Origin of the sequence: Marinomonas mediterranea MMB-1 (assembly GCF_000192865.1) — a bacterium.
Classification (GTDB): Bacteria; Pseudomonadota; Gammaproteobacteria; order Pseudomonadales; family Marinomonadaceae; genus Marinomonas; species Marinomonas mediterranea.
Window position 1 is genome coordinate 821,378 of record NC_015276.1, and the last position, 23,670, is coordinate 845,047.

Consider the following 23,670-nt stretch of genomic DNA (forward strand, 5'->3'; position numbering starts at 1 on the left):
TAGCTTAACTCTGTTGCTTTTCTATACTTAGCAACAGGCTGCCATTCGCGTGGGGCGGTCGCCCATTTCGGCCAAACTCGCTGTAGCTGAGGATAAAAAATCGGCATTGTTTAAAAGCGTTAACTCGATTGTTTTACTGACCCACGTTGGTAAGTCATCATGTAATCGGTAGTAGATCCATTTACCCTCACGACGATCTTGTAAAAGGCTGATCTGTTTTAGTTGAGCTAAATGGCGAGATATTTTGGGCTGGCTTTCACCTAAGGCGTGCTGTAATTCGCAAACGCAAAGCTCTGTTTCTTCCTTTATGAGAAGAATGCTTTTGAGGCGTGTTTCATCCGCTAGGGATTTGAAAAGCGTTATCGGGGTCATTAAACCTTCTCCAATGTCCCTTGTTACATCTTTTTGTTAGACCTTCATTAATTAGACATTTTAGTGTGTGCCTAATTGAGCCACTAATGTAACCCTAACAGAAAAAAACACATATGAAAATTCATATGTGTTTTTAGTGCTGTTAATTTTTCCTTAATAAAGAACGGACTATGATGTGCTCGGATTGTTGGCAACAGGCTTGATGGGCTCGGGTCCAGAAAATGGGTTTTTATTTTAGCAATTGCTATCTACGCTTTAATTTCGCAATAAAAAAGACGCTGCTGCATATTCTATGCAAATTTTGCAAATATTCTTCAGGGTATAAATAATCCTGATCTACAATATTACTCAGGGGAAGTAAGGTTATGAGGACTTTTTTTGAAGTTCATTTGAGGTTAGTGATCACGGTGTGGTTGATCCTGCTCTCAGTTTTGAGTCTTCTTTACCTAATGAATTATATGAAGTTCGACAGCTTAATGTCGAATGTTGTCTCGTCTAAACTCGAAGTCATTTCTGCATCATTGGAAACCTCGATTAAACGTGCCGAGCGTCTAGGTATTTCATTGAAATCCGCTGATAACGTCAAAGAGCAAATAGATCGAGCAAGGCTGAGAGAACCGAATGTCTTATCGATTTCACTTATCGATCAGACAGGCGACCTTGTTTATCAGTCTCGGGCAGATAACGGACAATATGTTGCTATATCTCAAGATGTCGTTCGCCGAGCGCTCAAATCTAATGAAGCAAAGTGGACGTTTAGTAGCGATTCGGAACTTTATAGCGGGCTTCAAATTACAAACAGCTTTGGTTCTCTTGCTGGCAGTATTGTCATTGAATATGACAAATCTGCCCTCTATGGTATGTACGCTCTTGTTCGATTACACCTTCTAGAAGCGACGGTGCTTATTTTTCTGGTCGCGTCTTTTATTGTGTTTCTCATCATACGATTTGGCTTCGCGGACGTCGCAAATGTTATTAAATTGATTCAAGGCTACTCGTCTGGCGAGAAAAAAGCGCTAGACGATGCTCAACATGGTTCGATGTCTCACAATATTGCAGAGCAGATAAAGCAAAGTGAAAAGATGAAGAGTTATGTATCGGAAGAGCTAGAGCGCATTAAGAGCTTTTCCAAAAGTGATGCGAATGAAGGTGAAGTGAGACGATGAAAGATAAGGTTAAGAGTATGGCTAGCCTGATAAATAGTCGTCTTATTTTGATTACGATTATCAGTGCATTCCTAGCCTCTATTTTAAGTGCCGTATATACCCTAGTTGAATTTAACTTCTCAGTGAAACCTGAGCTGCTCAAAAAAGCCAATGCGATCGCTCAAGGTATTCATGATGATGTGGACTTAGCTATAACGGCGGGGGTCCCGTTTGATCAAATTAGAGGGATGGATGCGTATCTCGACGACACAATTTCTAAGTATCCAGAGCTCACTTTCATCGCAGTAACGGACAACAGCGATGTTTTGTACTCAGTTGGACAAGTCGCAAATTTAGATAATGTCGATAATGCGGCCTTCGAACAGAACTCAGCACGATATTTAAACGCATCGTTTGGTGAGCGACTGACGGTCGTTGCGAACGAGCTTCCTATGTTATTGCCGTCGTTTCTGAAAGGGAGTGATCAACAGCAAGATGATGTTTATCGCTTAGACCTTGAAAATGAAGGGCTTGCTAACAGCGCTGTGTATGTGGGACTAAGTTCAACCTATGTTCAGTCTCAGCTTACGGATATCTTTTTTGATATTGCGATCGTCCTAGTTGCCGTTCTTTTGGTGTGCTTTGAAGTGGTTATGGTGGTGGTAATGTTTTACATCTCCGGTCCGCTTGAAGAATCCGAATCTATCTTAAAGCGTCAAATAGCAGGGGACTTTTCCGTTAATGAAAATGTCCCTGCGCACGGCGCGATAGGGACGTTTGCCGATCGATTAAATGAAGACTCGAAAGAGCTGCAAGGGCGTTTTAGCCGACTGTTAAGCCGTTTGTCTACTGAGCAAAGTAAAACGATGGATAACCTGCGAACCATCGCCGACAAATTTAAGTTGCAAGGCCGCTTAGGAGTGAAAAAAGGCGATATCGTCGATGCACGAATTCCTTTGTTTGTTTTCTCGTTTGCAGAAGAGCTGCAAAAGTCTTTTATGCCACTTTTTGTTGCTGAATTTTACGAGCCGAATTCTTGGGTATCGGAAGACGTCATGTTGGGTCTTCCTATTTCAGTCTTTATGTTTGTTATTGCCGCATGTACGCCTTTCGCCGCGAAATGGGTGGACCGTTGGGGACAAAAGCCGTTGTTTTTGTTGGGGCTTATTCCAGCAATCGGAGGATATTTAGGGTGTGCATTTGCAAATGATAGTGTCGATATTGTGATTTCGAGAGGCATAACTGCCCTCGGCTATGCCGTGATTACCATCAGTTGTCAAAGTTATATTGCGGCGGTAGTAACACCAGAGAACCGTGCTAAAGGGATGGCTATTTTTGTTGGTGTTTTGATGACAGCAACCATGTGCGGTACTGCGTTGGGGGCTATTATTGCTGATCGTGTTGGCTATCAGCCCGTTTTTCTTGTATCGGCTGCTTTGTCTTGTTTTGCTGGGCTGCTTGCATGGCGCATGTTTCAAGGTGGTGTCAGTGGTGCTAAGAAAGCAGCTGGTCAAAAAGGCGGTCTTAAATACCTAGCCAGAAATGTGCGTTTTGTTGCCGTGGTGATTTGTTGTGCGATTCCTGCAAAAATCGTCTTGACGGGCTTTTTATACTTTATGGTTCCTTTGTATCTGGTATCGCTCGATGCAAGCCAGTCGGAGATTGGTCGTATCATGATGATCTATTCTTTAATCATTATACCGATTAGCCCTATTGCATCGGGGATCGCAGACAAAACGAAAAAAATGCGTGAGTTGGTTGTACTTGGAACGATTCTGTCTGGTGTTATTTTGATTTCTCTATATGGGGAAGCCTCATTACTGAAAATATTGTTGGCAGTGACTCTGATGGGGATCGCACACTCTATTCTGAAAGCGCCATTGATAGCCTGTGCGCTTGAAGCGTCTGAAAACACACCAGAAGTTGGTCGTACCGAGGTGTTAGGTATATTGAGAACGTCTGAACGAATTGGCAGTGTTTTGGGGCCGATTATTGTTGCGTTCTTACTGTCGTTTTATGACTTTGGTCAGGCTATGGCCATTGTTGGTGTGGGGATCGTCGCGGCAGGTGTCTGTACACTGATTTTCCTCCGCTCTCCTTCTTCAAGTAATACAGAAGAGGTGTCTGCATGAAACATATAATAGCCATCTTTGCGTTAATCTTAGTGTTTGTACCGAATGCATTTGCGGTGCAGGACAACGAAAATAAAAAGACCGTTTTTATGGCGGTTTGGCGTGGCTGCGAAGAGGCTTGCCAAGGGTTTCATGACTACCTAAAAGGCCAACCTGTTGAAATCGTTGTTCGCAATGCGAATCGGGACCGCTCAAAATTAGCTGGCTTTTTAGAAGAAGCGACAGCCCTGAGTCCTGATCTGGTTGTCACCTGGGGAACCAGTGTGAGTAAAGCGATTATTGGTACTCGAAATGAATACGGCTCGAAAACAAAGCTAGGCGATATTCCAGTCATGTTTATGATTGTGGCTGATCCGCTAGGTGCTGACATTATTGAATCTCACAACACCAGTGGCAGGCCAACGGTAGCAGGTATTCGTAACCGTGTCGGGGAAGATGTTCAAATTAAAGCAATGCGAGAGTATTTTTCCGTCGACAAAGTGGGGATATTGTATTCGTCTGGAGAGTTGAACTCCGTTTTGAATACGCAAAAGTTAGAAGCGCTTTCAAAGGAAATGAACTTTGACGTCGTAAAGGAAGAGTATGAGTTAGATAGTTCTGGTAAACCCTTGCCGAATCAGTTTGATGAGAAGATGGCGCAGCTTGCCGCTAAAGGCGCTGATGTGGTCTATGTAGGATCCAGCTCTTACAATCAAACAAACAGCGATGCGTTTACTGAAGCGGCGATAAGACACGGGCTGCCCGTTGCGAGTGCCTATGATTCGATGGTGACTGGTTCTTCTGCCTTAATCTCTGTGTCGAATAAATACTATTTAGTCGGGCAGCTGGCGGCTAACCAAGCGGCTAAAATTTTGTTTGATGATGCGGTTCCTGGAGAGTTGCCAATCGCGGAGTTAAGCAGCTATTCTATGTCTATCAACATGGCTGTTGCGCGACAAATGTCGCTTTACCCCCCTATTCAATTACTTCGGTTTGCCGACCTAGTTAATATTGAGAGCAAGGATGCGAACAAATGAATGAGCTAGTCGACCCAAGTGGCAGCTATCTTGTTGTCAAAAACTCTAGTAGTACCGAATTCGTTGCGGCTAACCTCACTATTGAAGAGTCCTTGAGTGAAAACTATGAGTGGGTCGTCGATGTGTTGGTTACAAAGTCTGCCCCATCTGACTGGATAGGTGAAGAAGTCTCCTGTGACGTTTTTAGTGTTGTTGGCAGCAGTCGTTCTAGTGCACGTCAATTCAAGGGTTATGTCGTTAAAGCTCAAGCCCAATCTCAGCGTATTGATTCTACTTATTACACTATTAGGTTAACGGTAACGCCTTGGTTGTTTCTGCTGAAGCATTCTCGCCAATGTCGAGTCTTTCAAGAGCAAACCACACAAACGATTGTTACGTCTATTTTTGACGACCTTGGGTTTAAAGGGAATTACAGTGTCAAAAGTATGCCATCAACAAAGCATGAGTATTGTGTTCAATTTAATGAGTCCGACTTTGATTTTATCACTCGTTTACTGGCCGAAGAGGGCGTGCATTTTTTCTTTGGTAAGGACAGTAAAGCCGACACACTGTACCTTCAGGATGCATCCAAACCTTTTGCAAAAGATGACTTAGCGACGCTCGATTACGCTGCTGCGCCTACTGGCGATTACGATGTTTTAAACAAGTGGCAGAGAGAACATGCTTTTCATAGCGCATCCGTTGAGCTAACAGCCTACGATTACAATCAAACAAAGTTAGTCACCAGTAAAGCGAAAAAATCCAAATATTCGGTGTCAGGTAATACGAAATTAACGGAACTGTTTTACCCCACGTCCAGTAAAACCGGAGCCTATACTGACCTTGCCTCTTCGATTGCTGACGTACAGCGAGGACAATTAGACTCAGGTTATCACAAAGTACTTGCTGAAACTGAGTCCGCTGACCTTTGTGTAGGGCATTACCTAAAACTCAATGCTCACCCGAGTAGCAGTGAAAAAGGAAATTATCTGGTATCCAAAATACACTGTGAAATTAAAGAGAATGGCGTTTCTGGGGTTCAAGTTAATAGTTCCTTAATCTGTATACCGGAAGATCAGCAGAGTTATCCGGCGATGCGGGAAAAACCAGTGGTTCATGGTCTTCAATCTGCAGTTGTGGCAGGCAGTAAGGATGGAGAACCTGCAAATGATGCGTCCGGTCGAGTAAGAATTAAATTTCATTGGGACCCTGAAACGGGTGATAAAACCAGTTGTTGGGTAAGGGTTGCACAAGGGATGGCAGGGAGCAGTTACGGAATGCAGTTTCTACCGCGAGCGGGGCAAGAAGTACTTGTTAGCTTTATTAATGGTGATCCCAATCAACCCGTTGTTGTTTCCAGTGTTTATAACAACACCAAAAAGCCACCATATCCTACTGCTAACACCACTCAGAGCGGCGTTAAAACGAAATTAGTTGGTGAGTCAAACGAACTTCGGTTTGATGACAAAAAAGACAACGAATCGATTTATATGCATGCCGCAAAAGACCTCACCAGCGATGTTGTTAACGATCATACCGAAACCGTGGGCGGTGAAATGTCGCTAGCGGTGACAAAGAACATCAAGCAGACAGTAGAGAAAACTCACAGTCTCACTGCTAAAGAAGATGTCAGTGTAAAAACTGAAAAAAACTACACGTTAACAGCCACCGAAAAAATCACTGAAAAAGGTAAAGAAATCACCTTGGAAGGGGACAGTAAAATCACGCTTAAAGTGGGTAGCAGTGAGATTGTGATGACCAGTAGCAAAATAGAAATTTCGAGTGGAACGGTTGAAATTTCGGGCAGCTCTAAAGTGTCTGTTGATGGAGGTAGTTTGAGTCAATCAGGCACTTCAGTATCGATTAAATCCGACGGTTCTTTTAGCGCAAAAGGCGGGACTTCTATGTCTTTACAAGCAGGAACAAGCTTAAGCGCGAAAGGCTCGACAGGCGTCACAATTAAAGGGTTGAACTGTACGATGCAAGGCGATGTTGGTGCGACAGTGAAAGGCAATGCAACGGCAGAAATATCGGCAAGTGGAATGACGACCGTAAAAGGCGGCGTAGTGATGGTGAACTAGTGATGAAGAAAGTTCCTTTTCAAGCGGTTGCGCCCATACTCAAACACTTTGAACTGTCTGATGACGTGGTTGAAACGGTTGATCCAGCCTTGTCGCCTGAGCAGTTGGTTGCACATCTTCTTAAGTTGGAAGCCAATATTGATCTCGCCAATTTCTGGGCACACGCATTACCTATGCGAGAGTCTATTTGGTGGGCGTGTATTGGCGTAAGTAAACGAACAGACGTCTTGAAGCCACTTGAAAAACAAGTGCTCGACGCATCGATTGCGTGGGTGAAAAGTCCTACTGAACCGTTAAGACGGCAGATAGAAGTGTTGATCGAAAAGCTTTCGAATGAAAGCGCCTCTAAGTGGCTTGGAATGGCCGTTTTTTGGAGTGGCGCGGGCAGTATCGCTCCGATTGATAACCCGATTGTTATGCCTGCTGAATTTTTGTATTCAAAAGCGGTAGGTGGAGCGGTCAATACGGCGGCAGCGCTGCCTGAATGGGATGGCTATAAGATGTTTTATAAAGACGTTTTTCGCTCTGCAATGGATTTGGCGAACGGCGGAACGGGAACAGTTGAAGGTTAAGAGGGGAGCAAAATGCCTTGTGCAGCACGTTTAACAGATATGCATACATGCCCAATGCAGACACCTGCGGTACCACCGATTCCACATGTTGGAGGGCCAATAGTCAGCCCGGGAGCGCCGACGGTACTTATATGCAAATTGCCAGCGGCAAAAATGGGAGATATGTGTGTCTGTGTCGGTCCTCCAGACAGCATTATTAAGGGAAGTGCGACGGTATTGGTGAGTAAAATGCCTGCTGCGCGTATGGGAGATACGACTGCACACGGTGGATCCATTGTCATTGGGGCGCCAACCGTTCAGATCGGTGGCTAATAAAGTAGATTAGAGGTAAACAGAGATGCCAATTAAATACACTCGCGGAGAAATAGTCTCGCAAACCACTTTAACTCCACCAACTGATCCTCGTGGGCAAATTGATGAGCTTTTGGAGCAAGCCGCTTTGGCAAATGCGAAGCTGCAAGAGTTTATGCGCAAGTTGAGTAACAGCGTTAAAAATGAACAAGGAAAAGCGATCGCTTATAAGCGCGCACCTTTAAAAACGAAGCAACGAGTAGCGGAAAAATGCGGTATTGATTTAACTAATCCTGCCAATGACAAATCGGGTATGAAGTCGCCATTTGAAGTTAAAGACATTGCCCGAGCTACTATTGTCTTTACAACAGTGGCTCAAATGCTGGCGTTTCGTGATTACATTTACCATTGCGAAGAATACTCGTCGCTCAAGTCAAAGCAGAGTCCTGCTGTTAAAGACTTATGGGCGAAGGGGATAGAAGACGAATATAAAGATATCAAATTCTTCCTTAGGGTCATGATTAAGTATAAAGGTCATGATATCCCTCACATCGTAGAGTTACAGTTGAACGTTAGCCAAATGTCCCGTGGCAAAGCATATGGCCATGCATTTTATAATCTATCTCGACTTGCTGAAAAAGATGGGAAGAATGTTTTCTTACCGAGTGACGTGGCATGCACGATTGTTGTACCACCTAAGATCACAGGTAAAACTGGCAATAAATTAAGAACAGCGATTACCCAATGTCGTAGTTTAGCGCAGGGTGATCAGGAAATTATGCTAGCGACGAACATCCTTTCTAAAATGCTTCAGAAGGAGCTAAAAATGGCTCAGGATGTGAAAGGAGCGGCAGACGATGATAATAGCGGTTCTGCAAATTCAACGAGTCCAGCAGCGGCAGCCGCCCATGGCTCTTCTTCTCCTGCAAACCCTTATGACTATGTGAATAGTGCTAAGCCATTAACAATCAAATGTGGCCCATACAATTCGAAAAAAGCGGAGCAGCAAGACTCGGGACCAGCGCAAGCTTGGGCGATTTCACGATTATCTAGTTTTGTATGGAGCCACTTTACGGCTTGTCAGGCTAAGCCTGGCGTGACCGGAACGGCTGCTAATATTCATGCTAACTAGATGCTCTGTTTCTTCGAGGAACTGTAATGTTTGAAGAGTTAATTAACCCGATATCCGACGATCAACCTAGCGGTGAATATCTTAAAGATAATCGCACTTTGTACCGCGGGTATCGCAATGCGTTCAATATGGCGCAGTCATCATTTCGACAGTTAGTAGAAACCCCAGATGCTCTGGAAGATGCAGAAGCTGTAAACGCAAACACGGATAATTGGGCAAATCTCGCAGAAGAATGCCAGAAATGCCTTAAAGAGACGTCAAAAGACGTAGAGATTTTTTCTTGGTTTACGGTGTCTCAGCTGTTCTCAAACGACCCGTTCAAACGATTGGCGGGCGCTTTGACCGCATTTGAACAAGTCGTTGAGTCTAACTGGGAAACATTGCAACCCACGCTTCCAGAAAAAAAGCGAAAGGGAGAGGGTGAAGACGCGCAAGCAAAAGAAGTAGCAGAGTTTCGTGTTAAACCTCTATTGCAGTTAGTGGGGGATACGGCGGAAAGTGGTCTCTTATACATGCCGTTGCAAATGCTGCCATTGGTCGGAGAAACGGATTACGGCGTGTTCTTCAAAGCTGAAAAGTCTGGCGGACTCTCTGACCTAAAAGAGGCCGCAATCAAGGCATTGTCGGACGAGCGCTCAGACGTTGAAGAACGTATTCTGGCATTAGGCGAAGCAATGGAAGCGCTCATTAAACTTGAAAAGACACTATCAGAAAAGTGCTTCAATGTTGGTGCGCAGTCCATCAGTTTTCGCTTTGTAAAGGACTCTATAGAGCGCCTTCTCAATGCAATTAAATACTTGGTTGGAGATCAATTTACGCGGTGGCCTTTGGATCCTGAGCCGGAAGAAGAACCTGTTCAGGAAAACAACACGATAGAGACCGCCGATGAAACGCCAATGTCAGAGGCTGATCTATCCACTGGTGCAGCGCAACCTGTAGCGCAAAATGGCGTGCCAGTGGGCATTTCTGTCGCCGCATTTTCTAGCGCGGGTGCGGTCGCATCCAGAGAGCAGGCGTTATCGCAATTGCAAAGTATCGCGGATTACTTTTTAGAAACAGAGCCGCACAGCCCAATTTATTTATTGCTTAAGCGCGCGATCAGGTGGGGAGGGATGTCTTTGCCCGAATTGCTTGCCGAATTGGTCGGAGACAACGGATCTGTGCACCAGCGTATTGAACAACTTGCAGGTTTGGAAAGTGCGGAGCACGAATCCAATATCAAACCTACGGCTATGTCGACAGTCGGCGCCGTTTCACATGCAACAGCGGCGGTACCAAGTGCAGTAGCGACAGCATCGAAACCGGCAGAACCTTCTATACCGACAATGCCAGTGGAAGAGAAAAAAGAAGAGAATTCAACATCGACAGACAGTGACTCAAACGACGGTCTGTCAGCAATTGAATGGTAGTTATTTTAACGAGCAAACGTCATTTAACGACATATTAACTAAAGGGGTAATATCATGGCTTCTATCTACATGCGAATTGATGGATTAAACGACATCAAAGGTGCTGCAACAATAGGCGATATCGGTGGCAAAAAAGGCTTTTTTGCTATTGATACAATGCATTGGGGTGCAAACCGTGGTGTACATGTTGATGTAGGTAATGCAAACAATGCTGACAAAGGCATGGTGTCTTTGGATGCAATTGGTGTTTCTCGTCTTTCTGACGGCGCCTCTCCTCACTTGACTACTTTCCTTTTCGCACCAGGTGCAGAAGGTAAGACCGTTGAGATTCTTTTGACTAAACCGTCACGTGATGGTTCGGGTGCAGATCCTTACCTAGTACTAACGCTAGAAAAGGCGCGTATCGCAAGTTACAACATCGCAGGTTCCGATGGCAACCTACCGTCAGAAGATTTCACTTTGACCTACACTACATTAACGAAAGTTTATTACCAAGAAGGCGACGGCGGTAAAATCGAAAAAGGTGATACCGTTAAGTTTGATTGCACTACAGGTAAGCTTGAGTCAAAAGCGAAATAAATTAGACAGCGAGGAGAAGCAACATGGCCTTAAATTCGCAGCATAAGCGTGTCAGTAAAAACCGCGTAAGTATTACTTACGATGTAGAAACAAATGGCGCAGTTGAAAACAAAGAACTGCCATTTGTTATGGGTGTGATAGGGGATTTTTCTGCACACAAAGAAGATCGTGAAGAGTTGGAGGATCGCACCTTCTACCAGATCGATAAAGACAACTTTGATACAGTCCTTAACCGAGTGGGACCAGAATTAAAGTTAAAAGTTGATAACACTTTGTCTGATGATGGCAGCCAATTTGAGGCAGCGTTGTCTTTCTCTTCTATGAAAGATTTCGAACCAGATTCTTTGATCGAACAAGTAGACCCTCTGAAGAAATTAGCAGAGACCCGTCAGCAGTTAAAAACGCTACTTTCTAAAGCAGACCGCTCACGCGATCTTGAGAAGCTTTTAAAAGAAGTGCTACAAAGCGCGGATCAAATCAACGCATTGTCTAGCGAGCTTGGCATCGAGAAAGGAGAATAAACATGAGTGCAGAATTAGAAAATCAAACAGGTGCTGAAGCAGAAGCGGGTTCCGCAAGTCTGTTAGATCGTGCGATTGCTGCGACGACTCAAACTCCTGCTGACACGACTAAAGAGCTGTTTTCAGTATTAGCTGAGCAAGCCCTTGATGGAACAGTTACTTGGGATAAAAACGTAACCAAGACGATCGAAAATGCGATTGCAGAAATCGATAAGCAAATGTCGAAGCAACTTTCAGCGATTATGCAACAAGATGAATTCCAAAGTTTGGAAGGTTCTTGGCGCGGTCTAAACAAGCTGGTTAAAGAAAGCGAAACGGGCAGAACGCTGAAAATCAAATTGGTAGATTTCAGCAAAGATGAGTTGCTTGAGCAATTTGAAGATGCGCCAGCCGTTGATCGTAGTCCGTTATTCGATGCGCTTTACCAAAAAGAGTTTGGTACCGCTGGTGGCGAGCCTTATGGCGCGTTGATCGGTGACTATACCTTCTCTCATAAAGACGAAGATGTTGCTCTATTGCGTTATATGGGTGAAACCGCAGCGGCGAGTCATGCGCCATTTGTCGCGGCAGCAAACCCACAAATGTTTGAGTTTGACTCGTTCGAAACATTTGATGAAGGCAAACCGGTTGCAGCAGGCTTCGATTCTCCTGCTTACGCTTCTTGGAATGCATTCAGAGAGAGCGATGATGCTCGATATGTTGTGCTTACGCTTCCTCAAACGCTTTCACGTCTGCCATATGGTGCGAAAGGGTTGGGAACTGAGGCATTTGATTTTGAAGAGCTTGCGGTGGATGCTGATGGCAATCCAAAACCAAAAGATAACTCTGAATTAGTGTGGTCAAATGCAGCGTTCGACTTAGGGTTGAAGATGAACCAAGCGTTTACGGCATTTGGTTGGTGTACAGCAATTCGTGGTCTTGAGAATGGCGGTAAAGTAGAGAACCTTCCTAATCTGACATACAAGTCTTTAGCGGGTGATCTACAGCAACAATGTCCAGTCGAGATTAACCTGACTGACGAACGTGAGAAAGAGTTGAGTGATCTTGGCTTCATGCCATTGGTGCACTACAAAAACACGAACTATGGCGTGTTCATTGGTAGTCAAACGACCCAGAAGCCAAAAGTATTTGCTGACCCTGACGCGACTGGCAATGCTGCAATTTCTGCTCGTTTACCTTACATCATGGCGAGTAGCCGTATCGCCCATTATTTGAAAGTAATGGGACGTGATATGTTGGGTTCCAACTTAGAAGCGAATGACATCCAGAAAGATCTGCAAACTTGGATTGACCAATATACTAACTCTGGTGCGGTTGGTAATTCGGAGCGCTCTAAAACTCCGTTGTGTGAATCGCAAATTCAAGTGGTAGAGCAACCTGGCCGTCCTGGCGCTTACTCGGCGGTTGCACATCTTCGCCCATGGCTTCAAATGGAAGAGTTGACAACTTCCGTTCGTATGGTCACGAAGATTCCTGGTTAATAGCAGGACGTTTGAAGTTGGGTGAGAGTATGCTGAGTTTGCAATTACAAACCGATCTGTGTGGTCTAGACACTGATGAGCAAGGCTTTTTAGAAAAAGCCCTGCGTCTTTTAGTGACGTTAGATCCACAGATATTATTGAATCGCGATACGCTATTTGCGGCCGTGTCTAGGCTGATTTCAGAAATAGATACTCGCGTTTCGTCGCAAGTTTCACAGCTGCTTCATCACCCTGACTTTAAACAATTGGAAGCGGCGTGGCGAGGTGTTGAGGTTTTGACATCTTTGCCCGTTAGCAACCAGAAAACGCGCGTTAAAATTCTAAATTTATCGTGGCCTGACCTTTCATATGAACTGAATAATGCGCTTACACTGCGTCGTTCGTATTTGTATAACTTGATAGGAAATAGAGAGTTAAATACGTCTGGAGGTCAGCCGTTTGGCATGATTGTCGTCGACCATGCGCTGTCTACTGATTTAGACAGTGACTTTGACGACTTATATACTGCGGAATTACTAGCCAATTTAGGTGACTTATGTCTTTGCCCTTTTATTCTATCGTCCGCGGATGACTTTTTTGGTGAAGAAGGGGCGGATTGGGCATCCGATACGCGTCGTGTCAAAAAAATTCTAGAAGGGCCTGATTTTGTTGCGTGGCAGCATTTAAGGAAGCAGTCGGTATCTCGTTTTCTCGGCGTTACTTTGCCTAAGGTAAAAATGAGAACGGAGTACGCGCCTCAGCCGTTCTCAGGCGTTGTATTTACCGAAGAAGAGGAAGTCAAACCGGGCTTATGGGGAAACTCCGCATTTTTATTTGCTTCTATTGCGATGCGGGAGTTTAACCGCATCAATTGGTTTGGCTTTATGAAATCCCGCTGGCAAGACAAATACTACGGTGCATTAGTGAACGTGCCACCGAATGGAATCGGGTCGTTTGCAACCTTATCACCTTGTCCAGATATTCGCATTATCACAGACATGGGGAATTTCTATTCGGATCAGGGCTTTATTCCTCTTTGCCATAGTTTGACTACAGATAAGTACTTTTTTCGTGGTAATAACTCTATTTGGGATCATGCAAAAGGCGATGCTGAAGCGGTCATGGGGCAGATTCAAACGACACTGATGATTTGTCGTATTGCGCATTATTTGAAGGTTCAAATTCGCGGCATGATCGGTAACTTTCAAACCGCAGAAGAGTGTGAAAACTTCTTAAATAACTGGTTAGATCGGTACTCCAGTAACCTCTTTAATGCTGATGAAGCGACGTTGGCGAAATACCCGTTGAGTAGAGGTCGAGTGGAGGTAAAAGAAATCGAAGGACAGCAAGGGCGCTATACGTGTGATGTTTTAGTGCAGCCTCAGTACCAGTTTGATAATGTGTGCGGTGAAGTCCTTTTGTCCACCGATTTGGGCTCTGAAGCGTCCGGGTACGGGTATGTCGGAGGTCGGGCATGAGTTTCTGGGGAACCTTCATAGACCAAGGCGCGAGTAATGACTCGCTACTAGAGTCAATTCGTTATCAGCTTACTTCTCTGCTGAATTCAGAAGCGCCAATGCGGGCTTTGCCAGAAGGTTTTGATGAGGTTAAATCCTCTAATTTCAGCTTCGGTCTCGACAGCGCTCATAGTATAAGCAGTCAAATCAACCATGACCAATTTTCTCGCTCACTCGAAAAGTGGATTAAGACGTTTGAGCCGAGGCTTACTGATGTCAGCGTATTCATAGAAGAGAGCAACCCTTCTAAAAATATTATGAGTTTTTCGTTGATGGCAAAAGTAGACACGGGTGATGGCAGCCACGTTTTTTTGTTCGACTCTAATATCAGTCTTTCAAATCAGGTAGCCAGAATGGAGGGACAGGAAGTTGTCTGATCAGCTCCTAAGTTATTTTGAACGTGAGCTTGCCTACGTAAGGCGTGCTCTAGATTCTTTCGGTAGTGAGTTCCCTGATCACGCCGCGTCAATGCGTCTTAACCAAACGGGTCAAGAAGACCCTAATATTAGTCGTTTGATTGACGCCATGGCGTTGCTTACAGCAAAAACAGAAAAACGTATCGATGAGCAACTTCCAGACGTTCTGCAAGATCTGTTTAGTGTCTTGTACCCTGGCTACCTTCAAATTATCCCAAGTTATACGCCTTTAATGGTGGAACTGGGTGATGACCCGATAACTGAACGCGTTGTGTTACCAAAGGGGTCGCAAGCATCGCTTATGGTGAAAGAGGCGGAATGTCTTTTTAGCCTTGCTGAAGATTTGATTATCGAACCTTTCATTATCAAAGACATTCAGGCGGAATCTGCACCCTTTAACTTCCCTACACCTAAAACCGTGCGTCGAGCTGAGTCAGTAGTTCAGATTACGCTTAACTGCAGCGATCCAAGTGTGTTCTTTTCTCAGTTGGACTTTACATCGTCTTCTCTTGGGAAAGATAAAAACGATCATTTTGATTTCTATGTTCGAGGGTTTGAGAACAGTTCTCGTGGGCTCATTGATTTATTGCTTTTGAATACAGAAGCGATTTCATTGTTTGATGAGCAAGGCAATCAGGTTGAGATTGATACAAAGCGTCTAGTATCGCGCGCTGCTGATCCTTCATTTAATTGGCTGCCCAATCATGGGAATCACCAGATTGGTTTTGATCTAGTGCGGGAGTATTTCGCTTACCCTGATAAAGCCGCCTACATTCGGCTGGAAGGTTTGTATAAAGAGTTGTCTCGATTCCAATCAAGCACAGTGACGTTGAACTTTTTTGTACAACAACTACCGGTTGAATATTTACGATTGTTTAATCGTCAGGTGTTTCTATTGAATACGACGCCAGCGATTAACCTTTATCCGCAGCGCGGCGAGCCAATGCGATATGACTTTACTAAATTGTCTATTCCTGTTGTGGCTGATACGCAAGCTAACAACGAATTGACTGTGGTATCGGTTGAAAAAGTCTGCGAAGTGCTGCCAACCGGAGAAGTGGAACTTAGTCCGATTTACGAGGGCGGTTACTGGTTTGACGACAGTGCGCCGAAATGGCAAGTACGTCAGTTTTGGGATGAAAAAGGCCGCAGACTTATGGATCTGTCTGTTAGTTATGGCTCTGAGGTAACAGCCCAAGATGCGGTGGTTTTATCCATGTCACTTAAGGTCTGCAATGGCCGCTTGCCGTGTTTAGTCCCCAGTTACTCACACGCTGAGTCGTATGCAGCGGTGGATATTCCCGGAGAACTCAAGAACGTTCGTACTCCAACGGCGCCTCAATATCCTGCCTTGGATAATCAATTAAGTTGGCGATTTGTTGCCATGTTGAATGCGAATTTTTCCAGCCTTACTCAGGCAGATGACGCGACTAGAGCCTTACAAGATGTGTTGCGTTTGAGCACTCATAGCATTCAGTGCAAAGTGGCGGATTCGATAAAAAATGTGAGCTATAAACACCTCGTTGCTCCAATTACGATTGACCGGCAGAGCATATTTGCCTCCGGTACGCAGGTGACGATTTTGATTGATGATGAACTGTTGGGCGCTGATTTTGCGGTGGTCAGCAATGTGCTCAACGGTTTCTACCAGCAGTATTGTAGTTTTGATCGGTTCATGCAGGTTAATGTGGAGCGCTTCGGGAGTGATGTTCCGGGAATTGAATTCGAAAAATGTCACGGGAGTCAGCTATGTCTGTGACAAAGAGGCTTTTAGAGCGTCCACATACGTTTAACTTTGCTCAAGCGACGCGGATATTAACGTCTCTTAGTGAGAGTAAGGGGATGGAACTCAGCCTGCAATCTGATCCGATGCCACATGGCGCACCGACTGACATCATGTCAATTCAGCAAAACGGTAAAGAGCTTCGTGTGAAGTTAGGGCTTGAAGCATTATCTGGCTGCAAAGGTGTTATTCCTGATTACCTATATGCGGAATTACTGAATAGCCTGCATCAAGATGATGAGGCGCTACAACGCTTTTTAGATGTGTTCAATCAGCGTTATTACGAGCTAGTCGCGTATGTAGAGAGCACTGCGAGTGTTTTGCTTAGAGAAGAGCGCGAGGTGGCAATAGGGCGAGCTCTAAACAGATTAACTCAACAAAGCGCATTGACACATTTGTTTGCCTTACCGCGTCAAAAACAAGAAGGCAGTGATCCAAGTTTGATTCGATATGGTTTGGCCATGGCGAATAAGAGTCGCAGTTTATCTGGCTTAAAGCGTTTGCTATGCGACTATTTTTCGCTCGATATCACCCCACGAGCGATTGCATCAAGGTTGTATCGAATTAGTCCCGCTTTTCAAACGAGAATCGGAACCCGCTTAGGGCAAAATCATAAACTTGGGCATGGCGTGCTATTGGGGAACAAAGGGGCGCAAGCCTACAAAACATTGGAGGTGTGCATAACGCCTCGTTCCAAAAAAGAATATTTAGGTCTTTTAAATAATCGCCACTTTTCCAATGCTTTACAGACATTAGCGCTTTCCTACTTGAGAGAGAGTGTCACAACCAAAATCTATCTATATGTAAAACGAGAATACATCGATGCGCCTGTCTTATCGTCTGGCGCTTTGTCGTCAGGCCATCATGCGTTTCGTTTGGGAGAGACCAACTGTCTCGCACCAGAGCGTCGTGCCACTGAATATCGCAAAATACTATTACAATCGGAGAAAGGCTAATGTCACAGGTAAAGTTAGGCAATCTTGTCGGAAAATTAGAGCCTGAGCTAAAGAATGCGCTTGAAGAAGCCGCTGGGTCAGCAATGAAGCAAACAGTACCTGCTATTGAGGTTGAGCACTGGTTTATTCAGCTCATCGTCAATAAAGAGGTAAATCTAAATTCTTTTTTCCAACGTCAAAAAATTGATTTAAACGGATTGCTGACGGAGCTGACTGCCCGAGTTGAGCGTCTTGTAAAAGGGGCAACCGGACAGCCGACTATCAGTGCAACAGTCAGTGAAGCGATGGAGGAAGCATGGTTAATTGCATCCGTTAATTATGGTCATGGTCAAATTACAAGCTTGCATCTGTTGCAGGCACTTGTTCAGTCAGACAGCTTTGGTATGAAGAAACTGTCTTTGGAGTCGCTTCAGAATGTTTCAACGGAAGCCTTGTCCGCACACATTGCCCAACTTAAAGTCGCAGGCGTTTCCAGTTCTTCATCAGCGTCGCCTAGTGCAGCAGAAGGCGCAACAGCCGCCCCTGTTGCGGGTGGTGCGTTGGACAAATACACTGTCAACCTGACTCAACAAGCGCGCGATGGAAAAATTGACCCAATCTCAGGTCGAAACAGTGAAGTTCGCTTAGCGATTGATATTCTGTGCCGTAAGAGACAAAACAATCCAATATTGGTGGGCGAGCCTGGAGTTGGTAAAACGGCCGTCGTTGAAGGCTTGGCGCTTCGAATTGTCGAAGGTGAAGTGCCTCCTGTTATTCAAGGTGTCGAAATCCATTCACTTGACCTCGGTCTTCTCCAAGCAGGCGCAAGCATTAAAGGGGAGTTTGAGAACCGTCTTAAAGACGTTATCAATGAAGTGAAGAGCTCAGAAACACCAATCATCGTCTTTATAGACGAGGCGCATACCTTGATTGGTGCTGGTGGCGCAGCGGGACAAAATGACGCCGCAAACTTATTGAAACCCGCGTTAGCGCGTGGAGAATTCCGCTCGATTGCAGCAACAACATGGGCTGAATACAAAAAGTATTTCGAGAAAGACCCTGCATTAACTCGTCGTTTTCAGGTAGTTAAAGTTGAAGAGCCTGACGCTGAAGATGCATTGCAAATGTTACGTGGTGTAGCGGCGTCATTACGAAAACACCACGGTGTCTTTATACGTGAAGATGCGCTCGAAGCAGCGGTACACTTATCCATTCGTTATCTTCCTGCTCGTCAATTGCCAGATAAAGCGATTAGCCTTTTGGATACCTCATGTGCCCGTATTGCGTTAACTCAAGGCGCGAAACCTGAAAAAGTAGAGCAGCTTGAACAACAAATTCGCTACTTAAACAGCGAGCTGTCGGCATTTGAAGTGGAAGATGCCGTTCTCACTGATCAGGCAGAGGATCGCGACGCTTTGCGTGACAGCATTGCTGAAAAAGAGGCTGAGCTTGAGTTATTGATGGCACGTTGGGAGCAAGAAAAGTCGCTTGTTGATGAGATCACCGTTTTAAGTGAGGACATTGAGGCTAATCTTAAAGAAGGTGCGGACGCGACTAAACAGGCAGCACTTCAAACGAAAATGGATGATTTGTCTAAGTTGCAAGGCGATGATCCCCTCGTGTTTGCACTGGTTGATAGCCAAGTCATTGCATCAGTCATTGAGAGTTGGACGGGAATTCCTGCTGGCAACATGGTGAAAGGTGAAGTTGCTGAGCTTTTATCTCTTGAAGATGCATTACATAAGCGCGTTATCGGACAACAAGCGGGGATTAGTGAGCTTGCTAAGAGCATTCGTATTTCTCGTGCCGGCTTAACGGATAGCCGAAAACCGGTTGGTGTTTTCTTGATGTGCGGTCCAAGTGGTGTGGGTAAAACCGAAACTGCCATGGCACTTGCCGATGAAGTGTTTGGCGGTGGGGATAACTTGACGGTTATCAACATGACTGAGTTTAAAGAAGAGCATAAAATCTCTATGTTATTGGGCTCGCCTGCTGGGTATGTCGGGTTCGGTGAAGGTGGTGTATTAACCGAAGCCATTCGCCGTAATCCATACTCCGTTTTATTATTGGATGAAATGGAAAAAGCGCATCCAGGCGTACATGATTTGTTTTATCAGATTTTCGACAAAGGCCACATAAAAGACAGTGAAGGCCGTACGATCGACTTTAAGAATACGATTATTGTGATGACGTCAAATGCGGCTGATCAAGCTATCTGCGATATCTGTAATGCGGCTGAAGATCGCCCTGTTAATGAAGAGCTTGTCGAAGAGATTCGCCCTGCACTTCAGCAATACTTCAAGCCTGCCTTTCTTGGGCGCGCGACCATCGTGCCTTACTACCCATTAAATGCAGAAGAGCTTGGTAAGATCACTGAAATCAGTTTGAATCGAATTGCCAAAAAATTAAATGAAAAATACAAAGCGGAATTTAGCTGGGACGACTCTTTTATCGAGTTTGTTGTCTCGCGCAATACGGATCCGACTACTGGTGGACGCGCTATTGAGCAAATTATCAATCGTTCACTTATGCCGCGATTGGCAGAGCAATGTATTCAACGATTAAGTGAAGGATTACCCATTGAACGAGTGTCAGTGACCATTGAGCCAATGACAGCCGATTTGTCGCTTCATATAGAATAATGAGGTACCCGTGTTAGTTTGCATATATTCAGTTAGCGTTAAGTTAGAGCGAGCCGCGTTTGCGGCTCTGCTTCTCCTTGTTTGCGGTTTTGCTATGGCTGAAGACAGAGTGAAGCTTGCCACACAAATCTGGACGCCGTATCAGACCGTTGATCAAAATGGCACGATAGGCGGCGTGGCCGTTGATCGGGTTAAGTGTACGATGCAGAGAATGGGGCAGCCTTATGAAATCCATGTGATGCGTTGGGATAAAGCGCAACTCATGGTTGAAACGGGGCATATGGACGGCTTCTTTTCTGGTTCGGCAAACAGTCAGCGAGCAACCTATGCGAAGCCGTCGTCACCTGTGGTTTCCGAATATTTGGCTTGGTTTATTGCTCCAAGTGTGACTCAAGACCTAGATGATGAGACGTCCAAGTACAACTTACGTTATGGTGCAAAATTCAATACGAGTAAATGGTTGTTTTTAAAGAGACAAGGGTACAATGTTATCAAGAAGCCCCGTGACGCTGATGCGCTGTTACAAATGCTGTGGCAAGGGGACTTAGATGTGGCTTATGAGTACGAATTAGTGTTTGAAGATTCGTTAAAAAAAGCGGGTATTCCTTTAGATTACTTCAAAAAAGTAAGACTGAAGAAGCAAGACCTTATGATGCATTTTTCAAAGAGTTTCTTAGCAGAAACGCCTAATTTCTTAGACAGATTTAATGCGTCTTTAGAGAAGTGTTTATAAGCTTTTGAACTAAGTACTTTCTTAGGCCCCTTTGTTATGGGGCTGTAAATAAAGGACAAGAGAAACTTTATGACCGTTAGCTTTCAGCTGATTGAATTACCAGATAACGAGCAGGTTGCTAGTCGACAGGTGTCCTTGCCTGATTCAGGTGGCACGATTGGGCGATCGTTCGAATGTACGATACAGCTTCCTGATTTTGGACGAACACTTTCTAGAGTGCATGCCGAAGTGCTTCCGCACCCAAAAGGTGGGTACCAAATAGTCGACAGAAGTACGAATGGGGTATTTGTTAATGACATTCTTCTTGGCAAAGGTGAAGCGCAACGTTTAAGTGACGGCGATAACGTTCGGATAGGGGCATACACTCTCTTATTTAGTGATATGGAATCATTGTTTGCATTAGAGAATGATGAGGTAACAGCGCCTAAGCCAGTGAAAGACGAGCGGTTAAGCGATCAGGCATCGCCCTTTAGTTTAGATGAAGTGTTGAATGATAAAAATGATGCCACATTGGGGATAGAAAGCACGCTCTCGGGCGATAGTGGGGCAAAAGAAGGGCTGTCAAAGAAAGAGGATTCAGCGTTTTCAGCGGACAATGTGCTGGGCGAAGATTCATATGGCTACGACCCTTTTGAGGATGACGAGCGTTGGGCAATGGAGCAGCCGCAAGAGCAAGATGATAGCGTAGAAGAGATTGTGATGATTGAAGAAGCGGAACCCGAAATGGGTGAGGCGACGTCAACACTACCCAATCGATCTCTCGCAGTGACGGAAAGTGCGCAGGTTGCAGCGTTGGAAAACAGCATCAGTCGCTTGAATAGTATCATCGAGCAACAACAACGCACCTTGTCGACTTCTGTCGATCGCGAAAGTCTTGTGGCATGCATAGAGTCTACACTAGATAAGTTTTTAGATGATTTGAACCCAGAGCAATTAGAAGACGAGTTTAATGACTATATCTCTGGTTGGGGTAAGAAAGATAAAAAGTATTGGTCACTATACAAAAAACAATTTAATCGTAAAAAGGAACGACGTGAATTTTATCGTCAGTTCTCAGCGTTGTTGTTTGAAGAGTTGAGAGACAAACGATGAGAGTGCTATCAATGATTCGGTTGATCACATTAGGCAGCCTTTTAGGCTTAGTTTTGGTCGGCTGTAGTTCAACGAGCAATAGCGCGTTTCAACCAGCGCTAAATATTGAGCTAAATATTGAAGCGACTGGAGACATTAATGTATTTGAGGATGGTGAAGCAAGGCCTGTTATCTTGCGTATATACCAACTCAACGATGTAGGTAACTTTGATAAAGCGAGCTTTACCCGTTTATACAGTGATGACCAGAGTGCGCTGGCGGGTTCATTAATTGACACTAAGCAATTGTCAGCCGTGCTTCCGGGGGAAAAAAGAACGCTCGTGTTAGATGTGCAGCAGCAAGCAAAATTTCTAGCTGTATTTGCAGAATTTTCGAATTATGAAACCGCCACCTCAAAGTCCTCAGTTGCCTTGGTGGAAGAACCAGAAAGTTACCCCGTTTTTATTGCCATCACGCATGACAAAGTTGAGATTACGCAACCGGTCAAAGAAGCGTGGTGGAAGTTTTAAGGATTTAAGGAGCGCCATTTGAAACATCACAGTAAAGTTGTTTGGAAGGAGGGGATGTTTATTGCCCCTCAACACTTTCAGCAACAAGAGCGCCATATTACGCAATATATTCAAAAGTACATTTCTTTGACTTCTGAAGGTCGGAGTTTTGGTGTCTCTCTTCTTGAAATTGAGCATAACTATTTAAAACTAGGCAAGTTTAGTGTGACTCATTGCAGTGGCGTATTCCCTGATGGGACGTTATTTGACTGCTCAAAAGAGCTGTTGCTTGAGATTCCTGAAGGAACCATAAATAAACGAATTTTCCTTGGACTTCCCCTCGCGGTAGAGGGTGAAAATGAATATGGCGAAGCAGCGGAGCAACGCCGCTTCGCATTGGGCAACATTAGTTTGTTTGATTCTAGCGATGAGAGTCAAAGCGCGATTGAAGCTCAGGTCGCTGATCCTAATATTCGCTTAGTGATAGAAGGGGAAGATATAACGGGCTTAGCACTTTTACCAATCGCGCGTATTTTAGAGCGTCGCGAAGATGTTAATGTTGTGCTGGATAAAAGTTTTATTCCTACCTGCTTGCAATACGGCGCGTCACAACTTCTTAAAGAGCGAATAAAAGAGCTCTATATCCTAACAGAGGCGCGAGCGCAAAGCGTTGTCCAGAGAATTGGGATTGGCCAACAAACGAAAAGCGACCTCAGTTTGATGCGAGAGTTTCTCTGGTTGCAAACATTGAACCGCTGGATTCCATGGTTGCACCTGACTTTGGAGCAACCTGAGACTCGTATAGAAGCTCTATATGAGGGGTTACTTGCCTTTTCTGGCGAATTAGAGAGTTTCAAACCTGCTGTTGTCCAAGCTCCGAAACCGCTTAATCGAGATGACCTTAAAAGCGTTTTTGGCCATTTATTCTCAGAGCTTCGAGAGAAACTGTCGATGGTGCAAAGTGACAGTGTGACCGAATTTTCTTGGGACGAAAACTTATTTGAACGCCGTCGTTTGTTGCGCTTATCCATTCCTAACCTCAATCAAATGGAGGGTCGCCGTTTTGTTATTTCCGTCCAGTCGTCAATGGGAACGCCAGCGCTAAGTCAGGTCTTCCCAAGTGCGTGTACGTTGAGCGGCCTGTCAAAAATTGCAGACTTAGTTCGTAACAGTCAATCTGGTGTTGGTATTCACCTGCTGCCCGTTGCACCGAGTGAATTAAAAGCGCAAGCAGATGTGGCCTATTTCGAGATCGATTCAGCGCACGAGTATTGGACGCAACTAAAAGCAAAACGTGAACCCATTGCGTTGCATGTAGATAGCCGAGTTCCAGACTTATCGATCAAGCTATATGCGCTAGGTTAAAGGCAAATTA

At 44.8% G+C, this 23,670-nt stretch carries 21 protein-coding genes; 20 read left to right on the forward strand and 1 reads right to left on the reverse strand.

Translation table 11 applies throughout. The features are described 5' to 3' along the window. Positions 1 to 27: 27 nt before the first annotated feature. A complete protein-coding gene (locus MARME_RS03870; protein ID WP_013659951.1) occupies positions 28 to 372 on the reverse strand; it encodes a metalloregulator ArsR/SmtB family transcription factor in 345 nt (114 codons plus the stop codon). Positions 373 to 830: 458 nt separating this feature from the next. On the opposite strand from MARME_RS03870, the gene MARME_RS03875 reads away from it, so the two are divergent. The 20 genes from MARME_RS03875 (at position 831) to tssK (ending at position 23,660) form a co-directional block, all read left to right on the forward strand. Further along, the gene (locus MARME_RS03875; RefSeq protein ID WP_223295006.1) at positions 831 to 1,538 is read left to right on the forward strand and encodes a hypothetical protein; all 708 of its coding nucleotides are present in this window, start codon (positions 831 to 833) and stop codon (positions 1,536 to 1,538) included. A 17-nt stretch (positions 1,539 to 1,555) separates the two neighbouring features. Further along, positions 1,556 to 3,649 carry an MFS transporter gene (locus MARME_RS03880; RefSeq protein WP_223295007.1) on the forward strand — a complete coding sequence of 698 codons (2,094 nt, stop codon included), beginning with the start codon at positions 1,556 to 1,558 and terminating at the stop codon, positions 3,647 to 3,649. Then, complete coding sequence (locus MARME_RS03885) at positions 3,646 to 4,665, forward strand: ABC transporter substrate-binding protein (protein ID WP_013659954.1); 1,020 nt, start codon at positions 3,646 to 3,648, stop codon at positions 4,663 to 4,665. Before MARME_RS03880 ends, MARME_RS03885 begins: the two co-directional genes overlap by 4 nt. Beyond that, on the forward strand, positions 4,662 to 6,725 hold the full coding sequence (locus tag MARME_RS03890; RefSeq protein ID WP_013659955.1) for a type VI secretion system Vgr family protein: 2,064 nt from the start codon (positions 4,662 to 4,664) through the stop codon (positions 6,723 to 6,725). The genes MARME_RS03885 and MARME_RS03890 overlap by 4 nt, the downstream gene beginning before the upstream one ends. Before the next feature lie 2 nt (positions 6,726 to 6,727). After that, complete coding sequence (locus MARME_RS03895; protein ID WP_272635466.1) at positions 6,728 to 7,297, forward strand: DUF6931 family protein; 570 nt, start codon at positions 6,728 to 6,730, stop codon at positions 7,295 to 7,297. Positions 7,298 to 7,309: 12 nt separating this feature from the next. Next, the gene (locus MARME_RS03900; RefSeq protein ID WP_013659957.1) at positions 7,310 to 7,609 is read left to right on the forward strand and encodes a PAAR domain-containing protein; all 300 of its coding nucleotides are present in this window, start codon (positions 7,310 to 7,312) and stop codon (positions 7,607 to 7,609) included. A gap of 25 nt (positions 7,610 to 7,634) precedes the next feature. Then, positions 7,635 to 8,720 (forward strand): hypothetical protein, encoded by a 1,086-nt coding sequence (locus tag MARME_RS03905; RefSeq protein ID WP_013659958.1) that lies wholly within the window; start codon positions 7,635 to 7,637, stop codon positions 8,718 to 8,720. A gap of 26 nt (positions 8,721 to 8,746) precedes the next feature. Further along, positions 8,747 to 10,129 carry a type VI secretion system protein TssA gene (locus tag MARME_RS03910; protein WP_013659959.1) on the forward strand — a complete coding sequence of 461 codons (1,383 nt, stop codon included), beginning with the start codon at positions 8,747 to 8,749 and terminating at the stop codon, positions 10,127 to 10,129. 54 nt (positions 10,130 to 10,183) lie between these two features. Then, positions 10,184 to 10,708, forward strand: a complete 525-nt coding sequence (locus MARME_RS03915; RefSeq protein ID WP_013659960.1) for a type VI secretion system tube protein Hcp — start codon at positions 10,184 to 10,186, stop codon at positions 10,706 to 10,708. Between the two features lie 23 nt (positions 10,709 to 10,731). Further along, positions 10,732 to 11,229, forward strand: a complete 498-nt coding sequence (tssB, locus tag MARME_RS03920; RefSeq protein WP_013659961.1) for a type VI secretion system contractile sheath small subunit — start codon at positions 10,732 to 10,734, stop codon at positions 11,227 to 11,229. Positions 11,230 to 11,231: 2 nt separating this feature from the next. Further along, positions 11,232 to 12,710, forward strand: a complete 1,479-nt coding sequence (tssC, locus tag MARME_RS03925) for a type VI secretion system contractile sheath large subunit (protein ID WP_013659962.1) — start codon at positions 11,232 to 11,234, stop codon at positions 12,708 to 12,710. A 29-nt stretch (positions 12,711 to 12,739) separates the two neighbouring features. Further along, positions 12,740 to 14,167 carry a type VI secretion system contractile sheath large subunit gene (locus tag MARME_RS03930; RefSeq protein ID WP_041647751.1) on the forward strand — a complete coding sequence of 476 codons (1,428 nt, stop codon included), beginning with the start codon at positions 12,740 to 12,742 and terminating at the stop codon, positions 14,165 to 14,167. Continuing rightward, a complete protein-coding gene (gene tssE / locus MARME_RS03935; RefSeq protein WP_013659964.1) occupies positions 14,164 to 14,583 on the forward strand; it encodes a type VI secretion system baseplate subunit TssE in 420 nt (139 codons plus the stop codon). The genes MARME_RS03930 and tssE overlap by 4 nt, the downstream gene beginning before the upstream one ends. Beyond that, positions 14,576 to 16,381, forward strand: a complete 1,806-nt coding sequence (gene tssF / locus MARME_RS03940; protein WP_013659965.1) for a type VI secretion system baseplate subunit TssF — start codon at positions 14,576 to 14,578, stop codon at positions 16,379 to 16,381. The genes tssE and tssF overlap by 8 nt, the downstream gene beginning before the upstream one ends. Then, positions 16,372 to 17,361 carry a type VI secretion system baseplate subunit TssG gene (locus MARME_RS03945; RefSeq protein WP_013659966.1) on the forward strand — a complete coding sequence of 330 codons (990 nt, stop codon included), beginning with the start codon at positions 16,372 to 16,374 and terminating at the stop codon, positions 17,359 to 17,361. The genes tssF and MARME_RS03945 overlap by 10 nt, the downstream gene beginning before the upstream one ends. Continuing rightward, positions 17,361 to 19,982, forward strand: a complete 2,622-nt coding sequence (gene tssH, locus MARME_RS03950; RefSeq protein WP_013659967.1) for a type VI secretion system ATPase TssH — start codon at positions 17,361 to 17,363, stop codon at positions 19,980 to 19,982. The genes MARME_RS03945 and tssH overlap by 1 nt, the downstream gene beginning before the upstream one ends. A 10-nt stretch (positions 19,983 to 19,992) precedes the next feature. Further along, complete coding sequence (locus MARME_RS03955; RefSeq protein ID WP_013659968.1) at positions 19,993 to 20,715, forward strand: substrate-binding periplasmic protein; 723 nt, start codon at positions 19,993 to 19,995, stop codon at positions 20,713 to 20,715. Positions 20,716 to 20,784: 69 nt separating this feature from the next. Further along, positions 20,785 to 21,807 carry an FHA domain-containing protein gene (locus MARME_RS03960; protein ID WP_013659969.1) on the forward strand — a complete coding sequence of 341 codons (1,023 nt, stop codon included), beginning with the start codon at positions 20,785 to 20,787 and terminating at the stop codon, positions 21,805 to 21,807. After that, the gene (gene tssJ / locus MARME_RS03965; protein WP_041647752.1) at positions 21,804 to 22,316 is read left to right on the forward strand and encodes a type VI secretion system lipoprotein TssJ; all 513 of its coding nucleotides are present in this window, start codon (positions 21,804 to 21,806) and stop codon (positions 22,314 to 22,316) included. The genes MARME_RS03960 and tssJ overlap by 4 nt, the downstream gene beginning before the upstream one ends. Before the next feature lie 18 nt (positions 22,317 to 22,334). After that, positions 22,335 to 23,660 (forward strand): type VI secretion system baseplate subunit TssK, encoded by a 1,326-nt coding sequence (gene tssK, locus MARME_RS03970; protein WP_013659971.1) that lies wholly within the window; start codon positions 22,335 to 22,337, stop codon positions 23,658 to 23,660. Positions 23,661 to 23,670: the final 10 nt, after the last annotated feature.